The organism is Pelolinea submarina, from assembly GCF_003966975.1.
Taxonomy (GTDB): Bacteria; Chloroflexota; Anaerolineae; order Anaerolineales; family Anaerolineaceae; genus Pelolinea; species Pelolinea submarina.
The window spans coordinates 1,070,636-1,097,291 of sequence record NZ_AP018437.1 but is presented as its reverse complement, the minus strand read 5'-3'; the positions used below and the strand labels follow the sequence as shown (position 1 = coordinate 1,097,291).

The 26,656-nt window shown below is 49.3% G+C and carries 16 protein-coding genes; 6 read left to right on the top strand and 10 right to left on the bottom strand.

The annotated features are described in order from the left end of the window. Window positions 1-162: 162 nt before the first annotated feature. Window positions 163-885, bottom strand: a complete 723-nt coding sequence (locus tag Pelsub_RS04815) for a hypothetical protein (RefSeq protein WP_126440400.1) — start codon at window positions 883-885, stop codon at window positions 163-165. A gap of 197 nt (window positions 886-1,082) precedes the next feature. Between Pelsub_RS04815 and Pelsub_RS04810 the strand changes: the two genes are divergently transcribed. Genes Pelsub_RS04810 through Pelsub_RS04800 form a run of 3 tightly spaced genes read left to right on the top strand, consistent with a single transcriptional unit; the run spans window position 1,083 to window position 7,220 of the window. After that, a complete protein-coding gene (locus tag Pelsub_RS04810) occupies window positions 1,083-4,010 on the top strand; it encodes a GAF domain-containing protein (protein WP_116224856.1) in 2,928 nt (975 codons plus the stop codon). Beyond that, window positions 3,985-4,377 (top strand): response regulator, encoded by a 393-nt coding sequence (locus tag Pelsub_RS04805; RefSeq protein ID WP_116224857.1) that lies wholly within the window; start codon window positions 3,985-3,987, stop codon window positions 4,375-4,377. Before Pelsub_RS04810 ends, Pelsub_RS04805 begins: the two co-directional genes overlap by 26 nt. Continuing rightward, entirely contained in the window at window positions 4,374-7,220 is a 2,847-nt protein-coding gene (locus tag Pelsub_RS04800; protein WP_116224858.1) for an HD domain-containing phosphohydrolase, read from the top strand. The genes Pelsub_RS04805 and Pelsub_RS04800 overlap by 4 nt, the downstream gene beginning before the upstream one ends. A 38-nt stretch (window positions 7,221-7,258) precedes the next feature. Here the strand turns inward: Pelsub_RS04800 and Pelsub_RS04795 are convergent, their stop codons facing one another. From Pelsub_RS04795 to Pelsub_RS04780, 4 genes are all read right to left on the bottom strand, one after another. Continuing rightward, window positions 7,259-8,254 carry an HD-GYP domain-containing protein gene (locus tag Pelsub_RS04795; protein ID WP_116224859.1) on the bottom strand — a complete coding sequence of 332 codons (996 nt, stop codon included), beginning with the start codon at window positions 8,252-8,254 and terminating at the stop codon, window positions 7,259-7,261. A gap of 21 nt (window positions 8,255-8,275) precedes the next feature. Beyond that, window positions 8,276-14,818: a PAS domain S-box protein gene (locus tag Pelsub_RS04790; RefSeq protein ID WP_116224860.1), complete on the bottom strand. Its 6,543-nt coding sequence runs from the start codon at window positions 14,816-14,818 to the stop codon at window positions 8,276-8,278. A 335-nt stretch (window positions 14,819-15,153) separates the two neighbouring features. Beyond that, complete coding sequence (locus Pelsub_RS04785) at window positions 15,154-15,690, bottom strand: hypothetical protein (protein WP_116224861.1); 537 nt, start codon at window positions 15,688-15,690, stop codon at window positions 15,154-15,156. A 173-nt stretch (window positions 15,691-15,863) separates the two neighbouring features. Next, entirely contained in the window at window positions 15,864-16,187 is a 324-nt protein-coding gene (locus Pelsub_RS04780; protein ID WP_116224862.1) for an L-rhamnose mutarotase, read from the bottom strand. Window positions 16,188-16,730: 543 nt separating this feature from the next. Between Pelsub_RS04780 and Pelsub_RS04775 the strand changes: the two genes are divergently transcribed. Genes Pelsub_RS04775 through Pelsub_RS04765 form a run of 3 tightly spaced genes read left to right on the top strand, consistent with a single transcriptional unit; the run spans window position 16,731 to window position 20,946 of the window. Beyond that, complete coding sequence (locus tag Pelsub_RS04775; RefSeq protein WP_116224863.1) at window positions 16,731-17,462, top strand: SDR family NAD(P)-dependent oxidoreductase; 732 nt, start codon at window positions 16,731-16,733, stop codon at window positions 17,460-17,462. Between the two features lie 23 nt (window positions 17,463-17,485). Then, window positions 17,486-19,579, top strand: a complete 2,094-nt coding sequence (locus tag Pelsub_RS15935; RefSeq protein WP_116224864.1) for an alpha-ketoacid dehydrogenase subunit alpha/beta — start codon at window positions 17,486-17,488, stop codon at window positions 19,577-19,579. Next, window positions 19,579-20,946 (top strand): 2-oxo acid dehydrogenase subunit E2, encoded by a 1,368-nt coding sequence (locus tag Pelsub_RS04765; protein ID WP_116224865.1) that lies wholly within the window; start codon window positions 19,579-19,581, stop codon window positions 20,944-20,946. The genes Pelsub_RS15935 and Pelsub_RS04765 overlap by 1 nt, the downstream gene beginning before the upstream one ends. A 108-nt stretch (window positions 20,947-21,054) precedes the next feature. On the opposite strand, the gene Pelsub_RS04760 is transcribed toward Pelsub_RS04765, so the two are convergent. The 5 genes from Pelsub_RS04760 to Pelsub_RS04740 form a co-directional block, all read right to left on the bottom strand. Then, on the bottom strand, window positions 21,055-23,595 hold the full coding sequence (locus tag Pelsub_RS04760; RefSeq protein ID WP_116224866.1) for an ABC transporter permease: 2,541 nt from the start codon (window positions 23,593-23,595) through the stop codon (window positions 21,055-21,057). Further along, window positions 23,595-24,275: an ABC transporter ATP-binding protein gene (locus tag Pelsub_RS04755; protein ID WP_116224867.1), complete on the bottom strand. Its 681-nt coding sequence runs from the start codon at window positions 24,273-24,275 to the stop codon at window positions 23,595-23,597. Before Pelsub_RS04755 ends, Pelsub_RS04760 begins: the two co-directional genes overlap by 1 nt. 83 nt (window positions 24,276-24,358) lie before the next feature. Continuing rightward, window positions 24,359-25,348 (bottom strand): sensor histidine kinase, encoded by a 990-nt coding sequence (locus Pelsub_RS04750; protein WP_116224868.1) that lies wholly within the window; start codon window positions 25,346-25,348, stop codon window positions 24,359-24,361. Beyond that, the gene (locus Pelsub_RS04745) at window positions 25,335-26,021 is read right to left on the bottom strand and encodes a response regulator transcription factor (RefSeq protein ID WP_116224869.1); all 687 of its coding nucleotides are present in this window, start codon (window positions 26,019-26,021) and stop codon (window positions 25,335-25,337) included. The genes Pelsub_RS04750 and Pelsub_RS04745 overlap by 14 nt, the downstream gene beginning before the upstream one ends. Further along, entirely contained in the window at window positions 26,021-26,392 is a 372-nt protein-coding gene (locus Pelsub_RS04740) for a BlaI/MecI/CopY family transcriptional regulator (protein ID WP_116224870.1), read from the bottom strand. Before Pelsub_RS04740 ends, Pelsub_RS04745 begins: the two co-directional genes overlap by 1 nt. Window positions 26,393-26,656 lie beyond the last annotated feature (264 nt).

The following is a 26,656-nucleotide window of genomic DNA, read 5'->3' as shown; positions in this document are numbered from 1 at the left end:
TGATTATCTGCGGTTGGTGTCAAATAATTTCCGGGAATTAATACTCACCGGTTCTTATTTCCGCTAACTCTATTTTATATGAGGAGCATCCGTAAGTTAAACAAACAGCCGGCATTTTCTGCCGGCCATCTGTTTTTGTCATGGGGAACCAGATACAGCGTATTAAGCTTTTCCAACTCGCCGCGACCAATGCAGGACGCTGAACATAATCACTCCCAAACCCAGCGAAAACCAGCCCCAGGCATATGTTTGCGGGATGTAGGCTGCGGAAAATTGCTGAAAAACGGCCAATGCCTGTTGTGATTTCGGCGTCGAAAGCAAGCCGCTGGCGGAAATCAAAAGAGCGTAATCTCGAATGAAAGTCACGAAGATAATCACGGATCCGCCCAGTATGCCGCTCCATTCCATCCGGCTGAATGGCAGCAGCTTTCCGGCATCTTCGAACCGTAAGATTAGCCCTGTCATTCCCAGCATCACCAGCGAGCACAACACGGGTGCCAGTACCGGCCCAATCCAGGTAATGGGAATGAGGAACAGGATATCCCAATCCAGCAGCGTAGCCGGCCAATCCAGCAATACTTTCAGGAACACGTAGTAGAAGATATCCCAAACCGCAAAGTTCATCAGGAAATAAGCCAGCCGTTCATAATAGCTTCGCCCCACTGCGGCGCTGATGCTGACCAGCATCACAATGGTTGCGACTTCGCGCAGCAGTTCGGTAAGGTATATTTCCGTTGACATGGTTGCCAGCGGGAAGGTAAATCCTTCCGGGTAATAAAGCCGGCGTAAGTACACCACAACAACAGCCTCCAACAGTCCCATCGCGATACTGAATAAAACCAGGGCCAATACTTTCCAAAGAGTAGTTTGTTTGTGTGACATCATCCGGTTATTTTACCGCTGTGTTTCTATCAAGTTTATTTTTTAGGATACCCCGCGGCCTGCGCTACTCGGAAACGGTTTATAAACCCTAGGTATATAATTAATTTGTATAGAAAACCGACACAACATTTATCATCTTCCTTTTTTCTATTTATAAGTCTCTCACTCATAATATCGATTGTTTTTCCGGGGTAAGTGTTATGACACTTCGAAGAAAATTACTAATCATGTATTTGGTAATTGGTACGATTGTGCTGCTTCTAATGGGTGTCTGGATGTTTTTCACTTATAAAAGCAAGCAGTTGGAGACTGTCCAAACCAGCATTGATAGCCAACTCGCGCTTCTGGATTTCAGCCTGACCAATTTCATCACCGAAGTAAAAAATAACGTACTGGCTTTATCCGAGAACGAAATCATTCGCACTCAGGAAGACCATGACTTTACCAATTTTTTGGAAGCCGACGAAGAAACTTTTGAATACCATATCGGTGACGTCGAACAAAATATCATAGAGATCCTGAATACCTACAGGACCACCCACCCTTATGTCAACTCCGTCTATATGGGCCGCGAAAATGGCAGCTTTGTCCGTTCCCACCCCAGAAATGAACCGACCCAATACGATCCCCGTGACCGTCCCTGGTATATTCTCGCGAAAGAGAATCCCGGAACAGTCATGATCACTGAACCTTACCAATCATTGACCACCAGCGATATTAACGTTGGCATTGTAACCGCTCTGGTAGATCAAACCGGGGAAGTTTACGGTGTTATCGGAGCAGATGTCACCTTGACCAATTTGACCGAATTTATCTCCGGTTTCGACGTAGGTCACTCCGGCCAGCTGCTGTTGGTCAACGAGCAGGGAGCCATATTGGCTAACAAAAATTCGCAGCTCCTCTTCAAGAATGTTCAAACCATGCTGGGCGAATCTTCCGTGGAATTCATGAAGGAAGACCATGGGATCTTTACGTACGGGAGAAATTACTGTATTTATTACACATCTCCCCAGTTGGGTTGGAAAATCGCGGCCATTATCCCTATTACCGCGATCAACAATGAAGTAAAATCCCAGGCTGCTTTTCCGCCTCTGTTCAGCTTATTCCTCACGCTTATCCTTTTTGGCGTGCTTTCCAGTTTCGGCTTGGCAACTTTTGTTTCCTCACCATTAAATAAATTGAACGAGGTAACCCAATACATCGTCGACTCGGGCAACCTTGATCAACGGGTGGCAATCCAATCCAATGACGAGATCGGGGAATTGGGGCTTGCTTTCAATGAGATGGTGACGAAACGCGGTCAGGTGGAAAAAGTGCTGCAGCAGGAACGGGATTTGGCCAATGCGTTGGGTAAGGCCAATGCCCTGCTGGGTTCAACACTTAACCTGAATGAAGTGCTGGATCGCATTCTTGAACAAGTCAGCCAGGTAATCCCCAACGATTCTGCCAATGTCATGCTCATCAAGGGTGATACAGCCTATATCACGCGCTCCAGGGGGTACAGCCAATATAAGCTTGCTTCTCTGATGGCGAGAACTACCTTCAAGATCGCGGATATACCCAGTTTGAAACGGATTTATGAGCAAAAGAAGCCAATCATTGTGGCCGATGCCGCGAACTTCAATGGGTGGGTAAAGATAAAGGGGCAGGAATTCCTGCGCTCTTATGCCGGAGCGCCTATCATAATTCAAGACAGGGTCATTGGTTTCCTGAATGTAGACTCCGCCAAGGATAATTTTTACACGGAAGAACATATCCGTACGCTTAGCACCTTCGCCAAACACGCCGCAATTGCCATTGATAATGCGCAGCTGCATGAACAGGTGCAAAATCACGCCACCGAGCTGAAGCGGCAAATTGAAGACGCCACCAAAGAAATCCACCGCCGGGCAAACGAATTGGAGGCACTCTATCAAATCGGCAAGGACATTACCTCCACACTGGACCTGGACATGACTCTGCAGCGCATCACCGATAGCGCCGCCGAAATCGTAAACGCGGACCGCAGTATCATCCAACTTGTCGATCCGGAAAGTCTCCAGCTTATCAATGTAATGGGCTGCGGTTATTCGGATGCGGACCTAAATGAGCAATCCTTCGAAGAATTTCGGGAATGTATCTACGATCTGGTACTACAGGAAAGGTCCGACATATTATCGCGAGATATCCTGAAAGACGAAAGGCTTCAAGGCAAGACACTGATTCATGCCGAGCGCGAAAAGTTCAAATCCATCGCCATCGCCCCGCTGGAAATTTCTGATCAAATCATCGGAGCATTGGCCGTAATTAAAAAGAAGGGCCGCAGAATTTTTACGAATGAGGATCTCGATTTAATCAGCATGCTGGCCAGTCAAGCTGCCAGTGCCATTCAAAACGCGCGTTTATATGAAAAGGCGCAGGAAGCCGACCGGTTGAAATCCGCCTTCCTGGCCAGTATGTCGCATGAATTACGTACACCGCTCAATTCCATCATCGGTTTTACCGGCATCCTGCTGCAGGGAATGGTAGGTGATTTGAACGTTGAGCAAACCAAGCAACTGAATATGGTGCAGAACAGTGCCAAACACCTGCTCGAATTGATCAATGACGTGCTGGATATTTCCAAGATCGAAGCCGAGCAGATGAATATCTTTATCGAGCAATTCGATTTGCACACCTTGATTGAAAAAGTGGTGCGTTCGGCCACCCCGCTGGCAGAACGCAAGAATTTACCGCTGCGAATGGAAATCAGTCCAAAAGTGGGGCAAATATCAAGCGACCGCCGTCGTGTCGAGCAAATCCTGATCAACCTGCTGAACAATGCCATCAAATTCACCGATCAGGGTGAGGTTCTGCTCAAAAGCGAAGTCCATGATTCCATTGTTGAAATCCACATAACCGATACCGGTATAGGTATTAAAGATGAAGATCTGAGACTCTTATTCAAGCCTTTTCAACAGGTTAACACTGGCCTGTCTCGCCAATATGAAGGAACCGGGCTTGGATTGGCCATCTGCAAACGATTGGTCGAGAAACTGGGGGGTGAAATCAGTGTGGATAGTGAGTGGGGTAAAGGCAGCACTTTTACATTCAGCTTACCGCTTGATAAACAGGAGGAGGACAATGAAATCCAACATACTAATAATTGAAGACAATGAACAAAACCTTTATCTGGTCACCTTTATCCTTGAAAAATACGGTTATACCGTCATCCCGGCACGCAATGGCCAGGCAGGTATCGATATTGCCAAAGAGAATTGTCCTGATCTCATTTTGCTGGATATTCAATTGCCCATTATGAATGGGTATGACGTTGCCAGAGAATTACGAAAAATTCTGGGAGATGCCATCCCAATCATTGCCATCACTTCTTACGCCATGCCGGGAGATCGGGAAAAAGCGTTGGAAGCGGGTTGTTCGGATTACATTACCAAACCGATTAATCCGGATACCTTCATGACCAATATTGAACAATATCTATCCGGTCCTTCCTCATCCGGAGAAAAAGCAGCATGAAGAATATACTGGTAGTGGATGATAATGACGAGAACCTTTACCTTTTAAAGGTTATTTTTGAAGGGAACGGTTTTAAAGTAACCCTGGTAAAAAATGGTATTGAAGCATTGGAGGCCGGAAATTCGGACCTGCCGGATCTGGTCATATCGGATATCCTGATGCCGGGTATGGACGGATTTACTCTTTGCCGTCAATGGAAAAGCGATGACAAACTAAAAAATATCCCATTCATCTTTTACACTGCGACCTATACCGACGTCCGGGATGAGGATTTCGCGCTCAGCTTGGGCGCGGAGCGCTTTATCCGTAAACCGGCCGAGCCGAACGTACTGGTCAAGGAGATAAAAGAAGTTCTCATGCAGCATGAGAAAAAAGGAAAAGCTGACGAGACACAGCCCGCGCTTGAACAGGAAACGGTTTATTACAAGAAATATAACGAAGCGTTAATCCGTAAAATGGAAGATAAGATGCTGGAGCTGGAAAGAGTAAACCAGCGCTTATCCGCCTTATTCCTGGCCAGCGTCGACCTGACATCCATGATGCCGGAGCAGGATTTTGTATCCCATATCCTTAATAAAGTCGTAAATGTTTTGGACAGTTATCTTGTTAATTATTTCGAATACAACGAAGCCAATCAAGAATTTCATTTACAAGCCTTAGTGGGTTTTCCGGAAAAAGATTTAAAAAAATACCAAAAGCTCTTTACCTTTCACCTGGGTGAAGAGCGCGGTTTGATCGGTTTGGTGGGGAAAACTCGCGAATTGTTGATTGTCAATGATACCGATAATGACCCCCGTTGGATAAAAGCAAACAACGACATCCGCTCTGCCGTTTTCTTTCCAATGGTCTGCAAAGAACGCTTGATAGGTGTTTTATGTATTCTGAGTAAGGAAATCGATGCTTTTGACCAGAAATTCGCACGTGATATGGCAACGCTGGCGAATAATCTGGCAATCGCCATTGACCGTTCACGCTTCTTCCATGAAATCCAACAATCCGAACGGCGTTATCGCACCCTGGTAGAAACCTCAATTGACGCCATCGTCTCCATCGATGAAGACGAGCTGATTACAGACTGGAGTATAGGTGCCACAGAAATCTTCGGCTATTCACGGGAGGAGCGTATTGGCAAGTCGATTGAAGATATGGTCCCTAAAGGGAAATTGCAGGATGTAAAGGACGTTTTGAAAGAAACCCGTGAGAAAGGGTTCAAGCGTGTTTGGGAAACCCAATTGCGCGCCAAGGACGAGCACATATTGGACGTTGAGATGACCTTTACCTATCTTGGCAACGATCTGGGTTACACAACCATCATTCGCAACGTGACCGATCAGAAGCTAAATGAAAAAGCGTTACTGGAAAATGAAAAGTTCCTGAACAGCATCATCGAGAATATCCCCAACATGCTGTTCGTAAAAGACGCCAAAGACCTGCGGTTTGTTCGATTTAACAAAGCCGGTGAGGATTTGTTAGGTTATTCCAAAGCGGAAATGCAGGGAAAAAATGATTTTGACTTCTTCCCGGAAAGCGAAGCGGAAGAATTCTATCAAAATGATAAAAAGGCATTAAAAAATAATCTCTTTATCGATATTCCCGAAGAGAAAATAAATACCAAAAGTAAAGGCGAAAGGGTCCTGCATACCAAAAAAATCCCCATTCTGGATGAGCAGGGGAAGCCGAAATACTTGTTAGGGATATCCGAAGACATTACCAAACAGAAACGTTCAGAACAACTGCTCAACGCGTTGAACCAGGCTGCGGTATTGATGGCCACTGCCCTCACCCCCCTGGACATTTTTACCACCGTCGCCTGCGAACTGCAGAAACTAGACCTTACCTGCTTATTGTTTCCCATAGAAGACCTTCAGGCGAAATCATTTTCAACTTATCTAGATTGCGAGGCTATTTCGTCCGCCAAATTGAAGGGGATATCCGATGTAACCTACGAGAAATTTCCTGTTCCAATTGAAGCGGTGGATTCTTTTAAAAAAGCAGTGCTGGAGAAAAACTCGGTCTTTGTGAATAAGTCCGATGAAATTCTCTCCCAGGTATTTCCCAGATTTTCCGATAAAGTATCCAAGAAATTATCCAAACACTTCGGGAGCGCCAAAATCCTGGTCACCCCGCTGGTAACTGAAAACAAAGTAATCGGCATCTTCCTGGTGCAGTCCAATAACCTGACGCCGGAAGATATGCCGGCTGTCACAGCCTTTGCCAACCAGCTTGCGGCTGCCTGGAACAAAGCCAAGCTGACCACCAAGCTGCAGCATACCATCAGCGGTATTATCCAAACTATCGCGCTGATTGTTGAAACACGCGATCCCTATACCGCCGGGCACCAAAAGCGGGTCAGCACGCTGGCCGAGGCAATTGGGGAAGAGATGCAGCTTCCATCCGAAAAGATTGAAGGTGTCAGGATAGCCAGTCTTATCCATGATTTGGGGAAAATCCATATCCCGGCTGAAATTCTGAGCAAGCCCGGCAAGTTGACTCCGCTGGAATACGATTTGGTCAAAATCCACCCGCAGGTCGGATTTGACCTGTTGAAGAACATCGACTTCCCATGGCCGATTGCTCAAATCATCTACCAGCATCATGAGCGGATGAACGGATCCGGATACCCGCAGGGGTTAAAAAGAAATGACATCATGATTGAATCTCGGATATTGTCCGTTGCCGACGTCGTCGAAGCCATGTCCTCGCATCGTCCCTATCGCCCGGCGCTGGGCTTTGAGGCCGCTAAAGATGAAGTCGTTAAAAAGCGCAGTGAGATTTATGATCCGGATGTAGTAGACGCTTGTATTCGCGTGTTCGAAAAAGGCTTTAAATTTCCCGCCGATTGATGCCCTGCTCATTTTTCCGCGATCGGATTGAACCGGCTTTATATAAAGCCAATATTATCCATGAATAATTGGACAATTTGCGGGTCGAAATGCTTGCCGGATTGGGCAAGGATGTGCGCAACAGCTTCTTCACGCGACATGGCCTTGCGGTAAGGCCGGTCTGAGGTGATGGCGTCCCACACGTCAATAATGGCAAACAAACGCGCGGCAATTGGAATTTCCTCGCCCTTCAAACCGCGCGGGTAGCCGTTGCCGTCCCATTTTTCGTGATGGCAATAGGGAATATCCATGGCCGGTTCAAGAAAAGGAATCGCTTTCAACCACTCGTAAGCCAGCACCGGATGTCTGCGCATGACGGCCCATTCTTCGCAAGTTAATGGCCCTTCCTTTAACAAGATGGAATCTGGAATACCCAACTTGCCCACATCGTGCAGCAGGCAGCCGCGCCAAATGTGGCTCTTGATGAAATCCTCGGGCAGCCCCATGGCGTGTGCCAGGTACATGGTCTTCTCGGTAACACGCTGCGTATGGCCTTCGGTTTCCTTGTCGCGTAAGTCCAGCGCCTTTGACCATCCTTCTATGGTCTTGTCATAAGAAATTAACAACTCATTATTCAACTCTTCCAATTCCTGGCGCTGCTCAGCGATCTTGCGGTAGCGGTTCAAGCGGATGATACTCTGCAGGCGCGCGACCAACTCCAGGCGGTCGAAGGGTTTGGGCAGGTAATCGTCCGCGCCGGCCTTGATGCCGTTCAAACGCGATTCGCGGTCATCCAAAGTCGTGATGATGAGCACCGGCACCTCAGCCAGATCCTCATTCTCGCGCAGACGCCGGCAGACTTCAAACCCGTCCATACCGGGCATCATAACGTCCAATAAAATCACATCCGGCAGGATCTTAGCCGCCGCGGCCAGCCCGCTCACGCCGTCTTCCGCGAAGACCAGCTCGTAGGGCTCGGTCGAAAGCAGCGCGTTCAGCGAGGTTCGTACAATAGGGTCATCGTCAATGATCAGAATCGTCGGTGTTTTTTCCATTAAAACCTCATCTCTTGCTCATCACTCGGTTGATTTCGCATGTCCCTTCTTTGCATTCTTGATCACTTGATTGATCGTGTCTTCCAATTCGGTCAGCTTGATTGGTTTGCTCAAATATTCATTCGCGCCGGCCTGCAGGCATTTTTCGCGGTCGCCCACCATGGCCAATGCGGTCACGGCGATGATGGGCACATTAGCAACTTGCGTATTCTCCAGCGCCCGCACCCTGCGGATGGCTTCCAAGCCGTCCATGCCGGGCATCTGGATATCCGCCAGGATGATGTCCGGTTTGATCTCAGGCGTCAGGTTGATCATTTCCTGGCCATTGTGGGCCTGCACCACGTAAAAGGAGCGGGTCTTGAGGAAATCGGCCACAGTATCCAACACAATCTGGTTATCATCCACAACCAACACGGTCGCCTGCGTGTTTTTCGCGCCGGAAAGGTCATGTTGGTCCTCCGACCGATTGAATACCCTGCTGAACTCATTTTTCACATCCGTCAGTGTAAACGGTTTGACCAGATAGCCGGCTGCGCCCTGGTTGAGATAGTAATTACGATCGTCCTCCACAGAACTGATAATGACCACAATGTGGGAAGTTCGCGGATCTTTTTTCAATTCTTTCAGGACGTCTTCACCGGATTTATCCGGCAAATGCAGATCCAGCATGATCACATCCGGGTGGATCTTGATGGCTGTTTCGAATGCTCCCTGGCCTGAATGGTAAGGGATGCATTCTATGTGCAACTGCTCGAGGTAACTGCTGATCTGGTTGCTGTGAATGAGGTTGTCTTCGATCAACAGGCAGCGGGAAATGGATAGCGGTTGGTCATCTTCCTTTTCCTTTTCCTGTTCTTCATGATGCGGATACCAGGGCAGAGAAACCGTGAAGCAGCTGCCCTTGCTCGGGTCGCTTTCAACCGAAACGCTGCCGCCATGCAATTCGGCCAGCCGCAGCACCAGCGACAGGCCCAACCCGGTTCCGCTTTGTTGGCGTGAAAGGCTGCTGTCCAGCTGTACAAAAGGTGTGAACAATCGGCTCAGGTCTTCTGATTTGATGCCGATGCCTTTATCCCACACGTTAAATTCAATGGTGTTCAGCTCTTCCACCCCTTCCACATCCATGCCGAGTGAACCGCCCTCTGGAGTAAATTTGACCGCGTTGCTGAGCAGGTTGACTAACATTTGTTTCATTCGACGCGGATCCGCTTGAATTATCGCGTTAGCCAAATTGGTCTTGAACTCGATCTTTTGGTGTTTTTTCTCCGCCATGCCCTTGACCAATTGCAAACTGGCCTGGCAGATTTCAGATACCGAACAAGCTTCCAACTGCAGATCCAGTTTTTCTGCCTCGATCTTTGACAGATCAAGGATGTCATTGATCAGCTCCAGCAAATGGCGCCCGCTGCTCTCGATGTCTTTCAGCGCCTTTTGCTGGTTTTCGGTGAGCGGACCATAGGTCTCTAATTGCAGTGCTTCGGACAAACCCAACACACCCGTCAAAGGGGTCCTTAATTCATGGCTCATACTCGCCAGGAATTCGTCTTTCAATTGAGCTGCCTTTTCCAGGGCCATGTTGGCCGCGCGCAGTTCATCGCGGCTGTTGCGCAGAGCTTGCTCGGCCTGCCGCCGCTGGGTTACATCGCGGAAGATGCCATTGATCAACACCTGGCCGTTACTATCCGCATGAGCAACCACACTGCCTTCCACAAAAACCAATTTTCCTGCTTTTGTCTTAAAAATGACTTCGATGCACATCGGGTCCTGGTCCTGATCTTGGTTCAGGTTTTCGATGATCGCTTTACAATGTGCATGGGAGGAGGGATCGACAATATCATACATGCTGAGCTGAACGGCTTCTTCCGGGGTGTATCCCAGAGTATTGCACCAGGCCTTATTCACGTAAGTAAAAGCACAATTCTCATTTACGGTTTGGATCAGGTCATTGGCACTGTCCAGAAAATCCTGTAATTTCGCCTGGCTTTCCCGCAAAGCCATATCCGCTTTTTTGCGCTCCCCAATATCCGTCATCGTGGAGCGGCTCATGGCATAGTTGCCATCCGCATCATTTATCGCCGTGGCGCTCACCAGCGTTTGCAATACGCTGCCGTCTTTACGGATGAAATCCAATTCCAGATCACGCAGCCAGCCGCGCTTTATATATTCAGGAAAGTTCACTTTGAACGCTTCAATGCTCTCTCGTGTCAAGAAATTCTGAACAGGCTTCCCGATCACTTCATCACGTGTGTAACCCAGCCAATTCAATTCGGTTTGGTTCACCAGCACAAACCTTCCCGAAGGATCCAGTGAATGGTAACCAACCGGTGCGTTCTCATACAAATCCTGGACCTCTGCGGTGCGCTCTTCCACCCGTTCTTCCAGCGTACGGTTCAACTCCATCAATTCTTGCTGTGTTGTTTTTAATTGATTGATGTTGAGAGAATTGACCAACACGTTAACAACCTTGCCGTTCTCATCGTGGATTGGCTGCAGCGAGGTGCGGTACCATTCAATCTTGCCATTGATCATGATCGGGGATTCCGTCACAATACTGATATCTTCGAAGAAAGCCTTCCGGGTAGATTCCAACTGTTTGGTTGCGGAGGGTTCACCGAAAAGCTCGTGGATCGTTTTACCGATCAATTCCTGCGGCGTTCCGCCCAAACTCCGCGCGGCAACGTCATTCATGTACAGGAACCTCCCGTCCTGATTCACCGTGGCAATGACATTGTCCAGGCTCTCAACCAATCCGCGGTATTTTTCTTCACTGCTTTGCAGCATGTGTTCCATCCTGCGGCGGTTGATCGCTGTGGTAAATTGATCAGCAATAATTCCGATACGCTTGATTTCTTCTTCGGTAAAGCGTTCCGGCCGGCCCAGGCAAAGCAAACCGACCAGGTTTTCATGGATTTTTAAGGGAGCCAGGATCGTATTTTCAAAACTTAATGATTTGAACATCTCCCGATCTTCCTGGTTATTAATGGCCGGGCTATTGATATTCTGTAGGAATTTCAAGGATTCATTTTTGCTGTTTAGCAATGTCGGCTTATTCTCGTGAAGTATTTCCGAAAACTCATTCGATGCATCAATGGGAATACTCAATTGAGCATCTCTCATTTCGTTTTCTATTTTTGCTCCCAATTTCCTGCGCAGACCGGGTTCGATGTTGATATTGACAAGCTGGATACTCCTGGAAACCTCATCACTGGTGAAGGTTGCCACCAGTTTGCATCCGAATATTTCCCGAATTTTCTCCGCCATGATTTTGATGATTTGGCTGAGGTCATCCCCTCTGTTCTTGGCCAGGTTGATGTTATTGATCAAATCCAGGTCATCCGCTCGTTGTTTAAGTCTCTCGTCGTAGAGCCTTTGTTCGGTTACATCATTGGAGATACCCAGTGTGCGGACAATTTCGCCATCGGCGTTAAAAATCGGTGAGGATTTATCACTGATCCAACGGATTTCGCCATCAGGCCGGATGATGCGGTAATTCATGGTCACTTTCATCCCTTTTAATTGCCGCTGCATATCCGCCTTAACTTGTTTACGGTCCTCCGGATGGATGGTATTTATGAAATCGATCGAGCCGTCAAGAATGCCCTGTACGGGCAGATCCCACACCGTTTCAAATGCCGGACTCAGATAAATGATCTTGTCATCTTTTCGATCCATCATCCAAAATACTTCCTGCATGTTTTCTGCAATTTGCCGGAAACGCTCCTCGGAATTTCGCAGCTCCATTTCCGCATATTTCCGTTCGGAGATATCTCTGGAGACACCCACCATGCGCAGTTTACCCTCATTGTCCATCGCTAGGTTCGTCACCACTTCGGTTTCTACCGTCGAACCATCTTTTCTCGTTTGGGTCAACTCCATAGTGCGGGTCTGGGTTGTGTGGGTCTGTTCAAAAGCGGAAACCGAGTCCCACATGGAGTCCATCATCGCTTGATACGAATCGGGTGTGAAGATCTCTTGCAAAGATTGCTTTAATGCCGCTTCTGGTTTGTATCCGCGCAGCTTTTCAATGGATGGGCTTAAATACGTGATCCGCTGGGTTTCCACATCCAAAGACCAGATCACATCCTGGCTGTTTCGCGAGATTAATTCATAATTTGCGTTACTCTGCTTCAATTCACGTTCGGCTTCATTGCGGATGATCACACTTGACAGAATATCACCGGTCATGTGGATCAACATGATGGTATCTTCCGACCAATAACGCATTTCCTTAACAGAGTCGAAACCCAGGAATCCGAGCAGACGGTCTTTTGCGATAAGCGGGATGGCCAATACAGATTGGATGGACTGAGATTCCAGGATGTCCTGCTCAGGTTTCGCTTCGATGGGAAGGTCCGCCACATTGGGAATGTAGATCACCTTACCCTTGTTTAATTCTCCCATCCACCACGGGAATGTCTTCTGGGGAACGTCTTGGAATTCGTCGATTTGCGGTTCAATGTTCGGCGCGCACCACTCATTCGTATTGGACATGAGACCGGTATGCGCATCTATGCGGAAAATGTATGAACGATCAACCGCCTCAATTTCACCGATCATTTTCAGGACATTATCGAACTCCCGGGTGGCATCTTCCGACGACAGATTGATGAAATTAGTGGATGTTTCAGTTAACAAATTCAGCAGACGGAGATGGTTCTGCATTTGCATCTTCTGTTTCTCCATCTGGGCTGCCACTTTCTTGCGTTCAGTGATGTCCACCGAGTGGATCAACACTCCGGCCCGAGTCGGTTCAATGCTCAGCTCGAACCATCCGATCTGCTTGTCCGGGAAAGTAAATTCGTTTTCCATCTCATAAGGCACACGATTTTCCAGACAGTCTTTTATGCGTTGGTAAACCTCAGACTCTTCAATATCGGGCCAGATTTCCGCGTATCTGCGGCCGATCATCTCTGAAGCAGGTTTACGGTTTTGCTTTTCCGCAGCTGAGTTGATAAATAGATAGCGCCAATCGAAATCCAGAATTTGAATGCCTTCCAGCATGCCCTCTAAGGCATTCTGGTATTGTCTGGAATTTTCGTGTACCTCCAGCATGGATTGGTGCCGTTTTTTCCATAATCCAATCATCCGGGCTAAATTGTCTACCAGGTTTTGTTCTTCCGGGATCAAAAACGGCGCATTCTCTCTGTAATATACGGATAATTTCCCGATCTGCCCTGAATCTATATTAATCGAGGCCTCCAGGCAATAATCCAAATCCTCGATCCAATTACCGGTATGAAAAGTCTCCTGATATATTTCCAATCTGGCGGCAGTGATGGAGGGAAATTGCATGGCCGGAGGGATCAGATCAACCACTTTCTGGCATATTTCTTCGACCGTCAGGACTTTATCTTGGAACAACTGCGCAGCCTGGTAAAGGCAGGTCAACTCTTTCAGCCGTTCGCGGATATCGATCTGCATCTTTTTATATTCGGTGATATCCTGGATCATGCCAAACAAACCCACCACTTTCTCATCCGAATCCCGGATGGCATCACCAATTTCGCGGATATATTTTAAAGTGCCGTCAGGTGTGATGATCCTGAATTCAATATCAAAGGGTTTAAATTTCTGTTTGACATTGGCGTGGGTATTGCGGACAAACTCGCGATCGTTTGGATGGATTCGTACGTAATATGATTCCTGGAAATCTCCTTCTAAATGACTCAAACCGAAGATTTGGTAGAGTTCTTCCGAAAAATGCAGCGAGTCGGTCTTAAGGTCCAGCGTCCAATTACCCAGATGCGGCAGCTTTTGCGCCCGGGTCAGGTCGCCATGATTGCGCTCCGCCGCGCGCTCAAAAAGCACCCGCGCGGTGACGTCTTCGCCGGAAAACAGCATTGCTTCTTTCCCAAGGTAATCGATGCGCTCGACCGCGGCCCGAAAGATGCGATTTTCCTTATCCCGGGACAAATAATTGATATCGATCGCTTCAATCTTGGGCTCTTTTTGTAGTTTTCGCGCGATCCGGTCGATTTCCTGCGGGTTTTCCCACAAACCCAATTCCTCGGTTGTGTGACCAAACAGCTCTTCTCTGGTAAAACCGGTTATTTGGATAAAAGCCTCATTGATAGCGAGGATTAAGCCACTTTCGAATCCTGTAATTAAAGAGAACAAGGGCGTTTGGTTAAAAATCTGCTCGAATTTTTCTTCACTGGCCTGGTATAAATTCGCGTACGCCAGTTTTTCAATTTCCAACCGGATGATTTGAGCAGCAGCGGTGAATTCACCCGTGTTGAAGACCATCATATTTTCAATTCCAAACCCTTTCCCAACCGGGTAATTCTTGCGCGCGGTTTTATCCGCCCACACCAGAACGACCAAGCCCGGGGATTTCCTTTGTGTAAGGTCAAATAATCTTTTGAAACCAGAGGGGTTTATACCCGCATGGGTAAGTAAGATTTCCGCTTGACCGCCCTTCAATTTTTGCGGAACATCATCCAAACTGGAAAGTTTTAGCCAGGAAATCGATTTCCGAAATTCTCGATTTAATTCTTTTTGCAGCGGAGCAAAGTAATCCCTGTCAACATCAAAAATGAGTACTCGAGTTTTTTGATCTTTCATTTTGTTAATCCCAAATCCTGCTGCCCAGTATATTTAAGAGATATCAATAAATGAAAGGGGGAAAGCTTTCTCGATAAAGCCTATTTATTTCTTTCCTTCCCAGGATGACCTCTTCCTTAAGAAGTCTGAGTAAATTTTAAATACATCTTTAGAATACAATAAAATCTATTATTAATCAAAAATTATATTTGATGTGTAAATTATTAATGTTGTTTTTTTATTATTTATAAGATATTTATATTATATATCCTGAACCGATCCCAAGAATAAGTGAATTAAAGCATCAAGAGGCTTTCGAATGATCTCCAGCCTCTTGATTTTGGTTTTATAAACGATTACCGTCTACCGCCGCGTCCCATGGAGTTCATGGAACCCATCGCGCCGTAGGAGGAACCGACACGCTGGTTCAGGTATTGCGGCGTGCCGTCGTACAGGCAGGTCCCGTCGCAAGCGGTCAAGCCGGAGCCGCGGCTGCCGGTGGCAGCGCCGCGGGCATTGCCGCCCTGCTGCACACTTTGCAGCCAGGCTGCTTCTTCAACGGTTAGTGCGCCGTCGGCGACAGCCATATCGATGGCTTTGGCACGCACACTATCGAACAGGTCAGCGACCTCGGCCACAGGCACACCCTGGGCCAGCGCGATGCTGGTGAAGGTGGCGCCGGCATCGTACTGCGCGGCCACGTCGGCTGCGCTCATGCCCAACACTTCGGCGATAGCGGGAATCATGTATTCGTCCAGGGACGCATCGATGGCAACGCCGGTGCCCCAACCCGCGGTTTCATCGGCCGCACTCTGCGCGAAGGCCGCGCCGCTGGAGGCCAGTAAAATGGTCAATGCAACTGCTACTGAGACAATAGTTTTTCTTGTGTTCATTTTTCACATCCTTTGTTTCGTTGATTTAACTGACTACAGTTTCTCATGCGAATGTGAAGGATTTATGAAGAAAGTTTGAAAAATTCTTATGGTTGACCAGACTTTTCCGAATTAAAGTAAAAAAGAGGGTTCAACGCCCTCTTTTCCCGAATATTCCTGGTTGTTTTCGGGGGTCAGTCTAAATGAAAGACCTCTTCCAATTCCAGCATGGACTCATCCGCCCGTTTCCCATTCAGGGCTTCGAAGTAGGGCGCCATAGCCGCCTGCCAGGTCGCATTGATCTCTTCCTTCTCCATGCCGTCCAGCGCAGTTTGGAAATCCTGCGGGGTTTCAAAGTAACCAAACAGCAGGCCGTCCTCACGCATGAACAGTGAGTAATTATGCCAGCCGGTGCGGCTGAGCGCTTCCTGCATTTCCGGCCACACAGCGCGGTGCGCTTCTTTATATTCTTCAATCTTGTCAGGCTTTACCTTTAAAAGAAAACCAATACGCTTCATACTGCTTCCTCCTGGAAAATTAATATCATTATTTATTGTACATAATCCATCTGCAATTATATATTCTAGCGTAACCGACCTCTCACTGTAGAAAGACATGACTTTCTACAGCTAAATTGTCGATTTTCACACAGGGGCTTTTGGTAAAATCACAGCAGATGCTTTCACATTTGTGAATTTTGTTATGGCTGTATTGGTCGGATAGGTAGACAGCCAACTGACGGCATCTGATTTGTCTGACCGGTCGAAGAGCTTCCGGTAAAGGTTTGGATAAAAATGAGGACAATTTGCGCTATATTCCTGTGCGCTGGGCATCCCGCAACTTTTGCCGCTGCATCGTATTACCAAATTCCTTCCTTTATATTAATAAATTGGAAGAAACTGCCCCATCAACCAGTTGGTTGAGTGGCATAATTACATCGGCGCCAACATTTTACAATATCCATCCATCGAGTTCGTCATCATGTATCTGGATTGCGCCGTGTTAATACAAACCAACATTCCGGTTAAAAAATATCGGTTCCGGAACCCGGGAGTGAATGAATGTCAATTAATGTTGAATTAACAGGAAAAGTAGCCATTGTCACCGGCGCCGGTCGTGGAATCGGCCGCGCTATCGCGTTGGCCCTGGGAAAGAACGGTGCAGCCGTTGTCACAGCCGCCCGCACGCTGGAGCAGATCGAAGCGGTATCACAGGAAATAATCCAGGCCGGCGGTAAATCGCTGGCCGTACCCTGCGACCTGTCCGATGAAAAACAAATCACGGCACTCTTTAAAACCGTTGAGGATAAATTCGGCCGGTTGGATATCCAAATCAACAACGCCGCCATTGGCCTGTATGGTCAACTGGCTGAATTTCCAACCGCCGACCTGGATCGCCTGCTTTCCATTAATGTACGCGGCACTTATCTGTGCTGTCAGCAGGCTATGCGCATGATGATCCCGCAGCATTCAGGCGCCATCATCAACATTTCCAGCGTGGTCGGTTTTAAGGGCTATGAAAACCAGAGTGCCTATACCGCCAGCAAACATGCCGTAGCCGGCATGACCAAATCACTGGCAGTGGAAGCACAGGCGCATAACATTCGCGCCAGCCTGATCTATCCGGGTGGTGTGGATACCGACCTGGTAACCGCCGCCCGCCCCGATTTGGACCGCTCCCTGCTGATGCAGCCGGAGGATATTGCCAACACGGTCCTGTTCCTCTTGAGTCTTTCCGATCGCTGCGCGGTTGATGAAATCTACATCCGCCGGCGCAGCAGTTCACCTTTCTAAACTTATTTCTGGAGGTTTTCCAAATGGCAACAAAAAGCAAGTCTGAGATCATCGAAAGTACCACCGCAATCATTGAAGAGCAAGCCCTCACGAAAGAACAACTGCTGGGCTACTTGCGCCAAATCATGGAGATCCGCGCATTCGAGAACAATATCAGCAGCTTATTGGGTAGAGACTTGTTGAAAGGCGCCTCGCACCTGTATGCCGGCTCCGAAGCTGTTGCAGTTGGCGCCATCTCCGCCATGCGTGAAGACGACCTGGTGACCAGCACCCACCGCGGCCACGGTCACGCACACGCGCACGGCGATACACACGCCAAAACACCCGAAGAAAAACAGACACACTTCAACAAAATGATGGCCGAAGTGCTGGGCAAGTCCGGCGGTTACTGCAAAGGCAAGGGCGGATCCATGCATATCGCGGACGTCGATCACGGCAACCTGGGTGCCACCGGCATCGTAGCCGGCAACCTGCCGGTCGCGGTCGGCGCGGCCCTGGCCCAAAAGTTACAGGGCAGCGACAAGGTGGTTTTGTGTTTTTTGGGTGACGGCGCTTCCAATTCCGGCAACTTCCACGAATCCCTCAACATGGCATCCATCTGGGATCTGCCGGTGGTTTTCGTGGTGGAAAACAACCTGTACGGCATGTCCGTACCTTTCGCCAAGGTCAGCAAACTGCCCAATGTAGCCGACCGCGCCTGCGCTTACGGTATTCCGGGCGAAGTGGTGGACGGGATGGATGCGCTGGCTGTGCGCGGCGCAGTGCAGAAAGCCATCGCGCACGCCCGCCAGGGGAAAGGCCCCAGCATTGTGGAAGCCAAGACTTATCGCTACTTCGGGCATTCCCATTCCGACCCGCGCGCTTACCGTACCAAGGAAGAAGAACAGGCCTACAAAGACCGCGATCCCATCCTGATTCTCAGCCAGGAATTAAAAGCCGTGGGTATGCTCAGCGATGAAGAAATGGAAGCCATCGATAGCGAGGTCAAGAGCAAGCTGAAAAAAGCCATGGCCTACAGCGAAAGCTCCCCTACGCCCGACCCATCCGAGCTGGAAACGGACGTGTACGCGCCTTCCATTTTCACGGTCAAAGACATAGAAACGGAAGCGGAACTGCGTGAAAAAATTCGCACCGACCCCAACATACGCCAGATTTCCTACGCCGAAGCGATCCAGGAAGCCCTGCGTGAAGAGATGCTGCGCGACGAGCGCGTCTTCATTATGGGAGAAGATGTCGGCTTGTACGGCGGCGCTTATGGCGCCACGCGCAACCTGTTCAATGAATTTGGCGGGTGGCGCGTGCTCGACACGCCCATCTCCGAAGCCGCCATCGGCGGCGCGGCCGTGGGCGCAGCTATGGCCGGTATGCGGCCGGTGGCCGAGATTATGTACGTAGATTTTTCGCCTTTGTGCATGGACCAGATCGCCAATCAGGGCGCCAAGAACCGCTATATGTTCGGCGGCAAAACCAGCGTGCCCATGGTGGTGCGCACCGAAGGCGGCGCCGGACGGGCTATCGCCGCCCATCACTCCCAGAGTCTGGAATCGTTGTGGACGCACTTCCCCGGCATCTATGTGGTCATGCCGGCTACGCCCTACGATGTGAAAGGTTTGCTGAAAGCCGCCATCCGGGACAACAATCCGGTCATATTCATCGAACACAAGATGCTCTACAAAACCAAAGGCCCCGTGCCGGAAGGCGAATACCTGATCCCGCTGGGTTCTGCGGACGTCAAACGCAGCGGCAAAGACATCACCATCGCGACCTATTCGCGCCAGGTATTGAACGCGCTCAGCGCGGCTGAGATTTTAGCAAAAGAGGGTATTGACGTAGAAGTAGTCGATCTGCGTTCGCTGAAACCGCTGGACACCCACACGCTGATTGACTCGGTTAAGAAGACCGGCCGTTTTGTGGGTGTGACCGAAGCTTACGAAAACACCAGCTTCATCAATGAGGTCATGGCCGTGGTTAACGAACAGGCTTTTGACTGGCTGGACGCGCCCATGCAGCGCGTGGCGGCTGCCAATGTGCCCGTTCCACGCTCAGAAGTGCTGGAGGATCTGGCCATTCCCAACGTGCAGCGGATTGTGGACGCCTGCAGAAAGGTGATGCGTTAATGGCCGAGGAACTGTTCATTCCCAAGCTGGGGCAGACCGTTGAAGAAGTAACTTTGCTGAAATGGCAGGTCCAGGACGGCGATAAGGTCAAGCAAGGCCAGGAAGTGTTGGAGGTCGAAACCGATAAAGCTATCTTCAACGTGGAAGCGGTTGATGACGGTTATATTCACTTCGGCCCCTTCGAAATTGGACAAGTGGTGCCGGTATTGACTGTGGTAGCTGTGATTGGCGCTCAAGATGAAACCTTTCAGGCTGCCCAGCCGGCTGTGCCAGCCGCGGGCGGGCAAAACGCCCCTGCCTCATCCAGCAGCGGCCCGGCTGCCGAACCCCAACCAGGCCGGGCGCAGCCCACGGAAAAGAATTTTGCCTCTCCGCGTGCGCGCCGTTTGGCCAGCGAAAAAGGCGTGGATCTCAGCCAGGTGACGCCCACCGGCGGCAGCGGCACGCGCGTGACCGAGTCCGACGTGCTCAACTACCTTTCCACAGAAATGAAGGTCAGTCCGGTCGCCAAACGGATGGCAGCCGAAGCTAACCTGGACTTACGTAGCGTTCAAGGCAGCGGGCAGCGGGGTGAAATCACACGCGAGGACGTGGCGGCTGCCATTGCCGCCCGAGCCGCTGAAAAAGCAGCGCCGCAGACTCCTTCGCCGGCAACTTTGCCATCCATGCCGGTTAGCGAAAGCATTCCGCTGGCAGGAGTGCGCAAGGTCATTGCCCAGCGCATGGGCCTCAGCGCACAGACCACCGCGCGCGTCACACTGCTGATGGAAGCGGACGCTACCGAATTGGTGATCCTGCGCGAAAAACTCAAAAAACAATATGAGGTTAAGTGGGGTTTTGCGCCCGGCTATAACGAGCTGCTGGCCAAAGCCTGCGCCATCGCCCTGCGGCGCTTCCCTTATATGAACGCGCGCCTTAATGGAGAGACCATTGAGCGCCTGGCCGATGTCAACATCGGCATCGCCGTGGACGCCGACCAGGGTTTGGTTGTACCGGTCATCCGGGATGTCGATCAAAAGGATCTGCAAACCGTCGGGCGTGAATTCCGCCAATATGTGGATGAGGTACGCGCTAACAAAGCGAACCCCGATCATATCTCCGGTGGCACTTTCACCATCACCAACCTGGGTATGTACGATGTGGACGGCTTCACGCCGGTCATTAACCTGCCGGAGGCCGCCATCCTGGGCGTCGGGCGCGTTGCCCCCCAACCCGTGGTGCGAGAAAACCAGCTCGTCATTCGCAAGATGATGACCCTCTCAATGGCCTTCGACCACCGCCTGACTGACGGCGCCCCGGCCGCGCGCTTCCTGCAATATATCAAACAATTAATCGAGGAAGCCAGTGAAGTAAGCCTGACAAAGTAATCTCAACCAATCAAAAGTCAATACCACCTGCTATGCGGGTGGTATTTTGTTTCTCTCACTTCGCTCGTTCAATTGACCTATGTATTAACATAAAAGGCGGTTTTTGAATCAAGCCATATCATCCCGTAGGGCGTCTATGATATTTTCTCTTTTTATCTCGCTGACGGCATACAGCATTGTAACAAACACTACCAGGAAAACACCGAATACACTGATGGCCATACTGCTCCATGGGAACACAAAGTTAATCTCTCCACCGCCGATCTTCATGGCCTCAAAAATCAGAAAAGAAAGGATCCCTGAGAGAGGCAGACCCCAAAGCATTGTCTGCGCTCCATAAAGAACACACTCAAAGCGCATCATCTTGCTGAAATCCCGGTCGGACATCCCCACGGAACGGAGCATGGCAAATTCCCGCCTGCGCAGCTTGATATTAGTGGAAATCGTATTGAATACATTCGCAACCGCGATCAGCGAGATCATCGCGGTGAAAACAACGGCGAAAAGATTGATAATGAATGAAATGTTCCGGTTTTCTTCTAATATCTTATAGACGTTGTAAAGGTCATAGTCGGCGGTAATGCCGGCTCCATCGATCATCGCCTGCATCTCAGTTGTTGACTGACCGGGATTTTCGGATTTGAAGGTCATACCCAACTTTACAGGCTTTACAGTCGCACCCAGTGCGTCAAACTGCGGTTTTACATCGTAAGGGGCCATCAGCAGAAGCGAATATCCGGGCCAATCACCCGGCTCAGAGGGGAGCAGATCCGGGTAGTCTTCCACAAAGGTCGCAAGGATCGTTTTCGTCTGGTCCCCGGTTTTGGAGCGGAGCGTAAATTCCATAGGTTGATCCTGCGTGTACCAATGACCGGGCAGGATTCCTGCCATGATCATTTTTGGGCCCTGCCCACTGTATTCCTCCGCCGATAAGCCAAGGCTTTCGAGCAGGTTCTGATAGACGCTGTCCTCAACAAATTGAACATCCACCTGCACTTCCACCGTTTCACTTACCCCGTCATAACCGATGGGGCCGCCGTACTCATCCAAAAAATGACTTGAAAGATCACTGGTATTAAGCACGGTGGAATAGGTAGAAAGTGCCTGATAAGCGCTTACGGTAACGCCGCCGGCGGTTTTTAGCTCATCATAAAGCTGGAATAGCCCGCTTTCATCCATGTCCCGCGTATAAAAACAGATATCATAATCTTCAACTACTATGGATGAATTTTCTGCGACCTGATTGAGATAGATCCCAAAGGAGCTTGCCGACACAAACAACACAACGCTAAACGTAAGCGACAGGATAATGCTGCGGTAACGCCGCTTGTTTCTCTTAAAGTTTTTTAGCGCAAGGGTTTCCTCTAAACCATAAATACGTTTCGCGAGCTTTGAGGTCCTTATCGCTTTGGCTTCCACCTTAACCTCGTTTGTCTGGCGGATACACTCCATTACAGGCATGCCGGCGGCCTTTTTTGCCGGTATATAAGCCGAAATCAGAATCGTGATCATGCTGATTACCGCTGCGGCAATAAGCGCGGGAAGGGACACCACCAAGGTTAACGGTACGTTTTCATACATGAAATTCGCGAAATTCTTTGCCACAAGAGAAAGTACAAACCTGATGCTGGGTATACCGGCCAAAATTCCGATTGGAATGCCGATTGCGCCGATGCAAAGTCCCTCAAACAGCACAGAATTGCGTAGCTGTTTTTCCGTGGCGCCTACCGACATGAGGATACCAAACTGGTGTGTACGTTCATTCAACGAAATGTTGAATGAATTACGAATCAGGAACACCGAGCCGAGCATAACCAGGGTAATTAAAATACCGCCAATCGTATACAAGAGCACTGAAATAATCTTCTCCCCTGAAAGCCCCATAAAGCGCAGAACATCATCGTTCAAAACATAACCGGCCTTGTCCGATACGCTGTCTGCATAAGAATGAACCTGATAGGGATTCCTCAGCGTGATAAATGCGGTAAGGCTATCCGGCGCGGCGTTATCCTCCGTTGTGATCAAAGTGTATCCGGGCGCGGTAAACTCCTCGATTGCGGGTCGTTGGCAGATGCCCACAACCGTATATGTTTTCTCTGTCGTGGGTACAAGAATTTCTTCCCCGGCATTATACGGATCGTGTTGGCTGAGTTTCTGATCGCCGCGCATGCGGTTGCCGACCGGGAGGGTGAGTGTGTCGCCCACCGAAATTCTTACACCGCCGTTGGCGGCGATATGAGTCGGTATCACAACCTCGCTGCTGTTCTCCGGAAGCCTGCCGGAAAGCAGCTTGATCGGCAGAGCATTCAGGGCTTCCTCGTTCCATCCGGAAATGAAAAGATAGGGTTTATCGGGATTTCGGCTGCCATTCAGTGTGGCATAGCCGACGTTCTGCAGCGCTGTGACATTTGCCACCCGGCTGTCCTCTGCCTGTTCCAACACAAAGGAGGAATTGGCGTCCGGAATTTCAACATGCCAGCTGCCATATTTCACAGCCGCGCCGTTTATCATATAGTTCTGCAGGGAGACGACAAAGGTTGCGACTGCTGTAATCATGGCGGCAGACAGAATCACCCCGATCACCGTTACGATCGTCCGTGTGCGGCTTTTTTTCAAACCTTGCAGCGTGATTTTATTGAAAATGTTCACTACCGCACCCTCTCGTCTCGCACGACTTTGCCGTCTGAAATGCCGATAATGCGCTCTGCCTGCAGGGCGATATTTTCGTCATGGGTGACGAGGAGCAGGGTCTGCCCATATTTTTGATTGCTTTCTTTGAGCAGTTTGATGATTTCATGTCCATTCCGGCTGTCCAAACTGCCCGTGGGTTCGTCAGCAAGCATGACCGCCGGGGCGTTCATCAAAGCCCGCCCGATGGAAACACGCTGCTGCTGACCGCCGGAAAGCTGGTTGGGTAAATGTGTTTTGCGGTCTTGCAGCCCAAGCAGTTCCAACAAGTCATTCAGACGCTCCTCGTTGACCTTGCGCTTATCCATCAGAATAGGCAGGGTGATGTTTTCCACCACATTCAGCGTGGGAATAAGGTTGTAAAACTGATAGATCAGGCCAACTTGCCGCCTGCGGAAAATGGCAAGTTTTTCATTGCTTTGGGCGTATACATCCTGTCCGTCTAAAAACACTTTCCCGCTGGTCGGTACGTCCACGCCGCCGATGATGTGCAGCAGTGTAGATTTACCGGACCCGGATGTTCCGATGATTGCGGTAAATTCACCCTTTTCGATTGTCAGCGAGACATGGTCAAGCGCGGAAATTTTGTTTTCGCCCTTGCCGTAGACCTTGCATAAATTTTCAATTTTTAATAGCTCCATTAGATGAGCCTCCTTTTTCGAAAGTCGCCCAAAATAATAAAGCTTTCAATCCCCTTCTCGGTGACTTTCGGGTGAGAGATCCGTCACTTGGGGAAACGGATGGTAAATATCGCGCCGCCCTGCGGGTGATTTTTTGCGGTAATCGTCCCTCCCTGCCGCGTGATAATCATCTTGCAGAGCGCCAATCCAATCCCGTACCCCGTAGCGCTTGGATTCATTCCACGGTAGAATCGGGTAAACAGGCGGGGCAAGTCTTCTTTTTCAAAGCCCGCGCCGCTGTCGTGGATGGCAACCTCGGTATACAGCGGATTATCCCCGCAGACGATCTCAATCTTTCCATTCTCGCCTGCGCTTTCAATGCAATTTTTAAGGATGTTTTGAATGGCTTCCGAAAGCCAGCCCGGATCACCCTGAATGATTATCCCTTTTGGCGCGTCAATCCGCACATCAATCCTGCGCAGTTCCATTGGAATCAGGAACGGATGAAGCGCGGCATTTATTAAGTGGGCTACATTGATCCGCTCGCTTTGGAATACCACAATACCCGCATCCAGGCGCGAAATTTTCAACAGGGAAGTAAGCAGCCAATCCATCTGCACAAACAGCTCTTTCGTTTCCTGTATCAATGCTTTCCGTTCTTTTTCTTCAGGGTTATTCTCCAATAATGACAGAATAAGGTTTACGGATGTAAGCGGGGTGCGGAGCTGGTGGGCGATGTCGGCCAGCGAATTGGCAAGATGTTCTTTTTCATTTTTTAGTGCGTCGTTTTGCTCCCGAATACGCAGCAGCATTTTTGTTATCTCGCTGTGCAGAATGGAAAGTTCGCCCTCGTCCATCTCGTCAATATTCAGACGGTCAGCATGATGAAGTACCAGGTCGATTTGATCCGAAAGCCGCGCAATGCTTTTGTATCGGGCTTTGGTAAACACAAAAAACGCAGTGCCATAGGCAGCGGCTGAAGCGAGAACAAGGATTCCCGCCGCTGTATTGATTGCAAATCCCAATATCACAGCAGCGGCAGCTATTATGGAGAACAGAATGGCAAACTGGCGAATCTCTCTATTCCGCTGCATGACTATTCCCCAATCGATATCCCGTCCCGCGAATGGTCAGGATGATCTGCGGGTTTGCCGGGTCGTCTTCTATTTTTTCCCGCAAGCGTTTGATGTACACGGTCAGTGTATTATCAGTGATATATTCACCCGCTGCGTCCCACAATTCGTCAAGCAGCCTGCTCCTGGTGAGGATACTGGTTGGGTTGTTAATGAACACCAGCAGCAAACGGTATTCCAGGGCTGAAAGAAAAACCTCGCTGCCATCCTTTTTCACGACACCGCTGGTAGTATCGATGTGAAGCCCGCTGATTTCAAAAGCTGATGGAGCACGCCCGATTTTTCGCAGGGCTGTTCTGATCCGCGCGATCAGTTCACGCGGACGGAAAGGCTTGATGATATAGTCGTCCGCGCCCAGGTTCAACCCGGTAACAACACTCGTCTCATCGCCGGAAGCCGTCAGAAAGATAACAGGGATATCTTGCGTTTCTTTGATTTCCGTGCAGACCGTAAAGCCATTTCCGTCAGGCAGGGAAATATCAATCAACGCCAAATCAAATTTATTCCCGGCTAACACGTCAAAGGCTTCCTCGCGCGTGGAGGCATGGGTGACTGTAAATCCCTCCGCGCGCAGCAAAAGGTTTAGATTTTTAGCGATTGCCTTATCGTCCTCAACCAAAAATATTCGTGGCATTAATCAGACCTCCGATTCCTTATCCATTCCTGCAAATCGTTCAAATCTCCGTCAGACAATTCCCTGTCGTGATAAAAAGCTGACAACAGACTGATAAATGAATTATCATGGTATTGCTTAACAAAATTCCCGGTTTCAAATTGGAGATAATCTTCCTTTGAAACAAGCGGATAATACAATCTTTCCTTACTTTTTTTCTCCGAACGTAAGAACCCCTTTTCCACTAACCTGCCAAGTAATGTGACAACCGACTGTATTGGCCAGCTTTTTTCTCCCGATAAATGCCTCATTACCCTGGATGAGGTTATGGGGGGTTCAAAAGTCCAGATTGCTTTCATCACTTGAAATTCTGCTTCGGAAAGCCTTTTCATATGATCACCATTCTTCTAACACAAATGTATTAGATTAACTGCATAATACAACTGTATTACACAATTGCCAATGGTGAAAACACTTTTTTTTATGAGCGGAAATCAGTGATTTGTGTATTTTCTGCCGCTCCGCTAAACGGCAAGCGGCGCGCTGGCAACCGGCCTTGAATCCAATCACCTCTGGTCAGTTGGCGAAGAGGGATCATTTTGTACATTTTGGAGAGTTAAATCAGGGCTTAAGAAGCCTATACAATTCGGGATTAC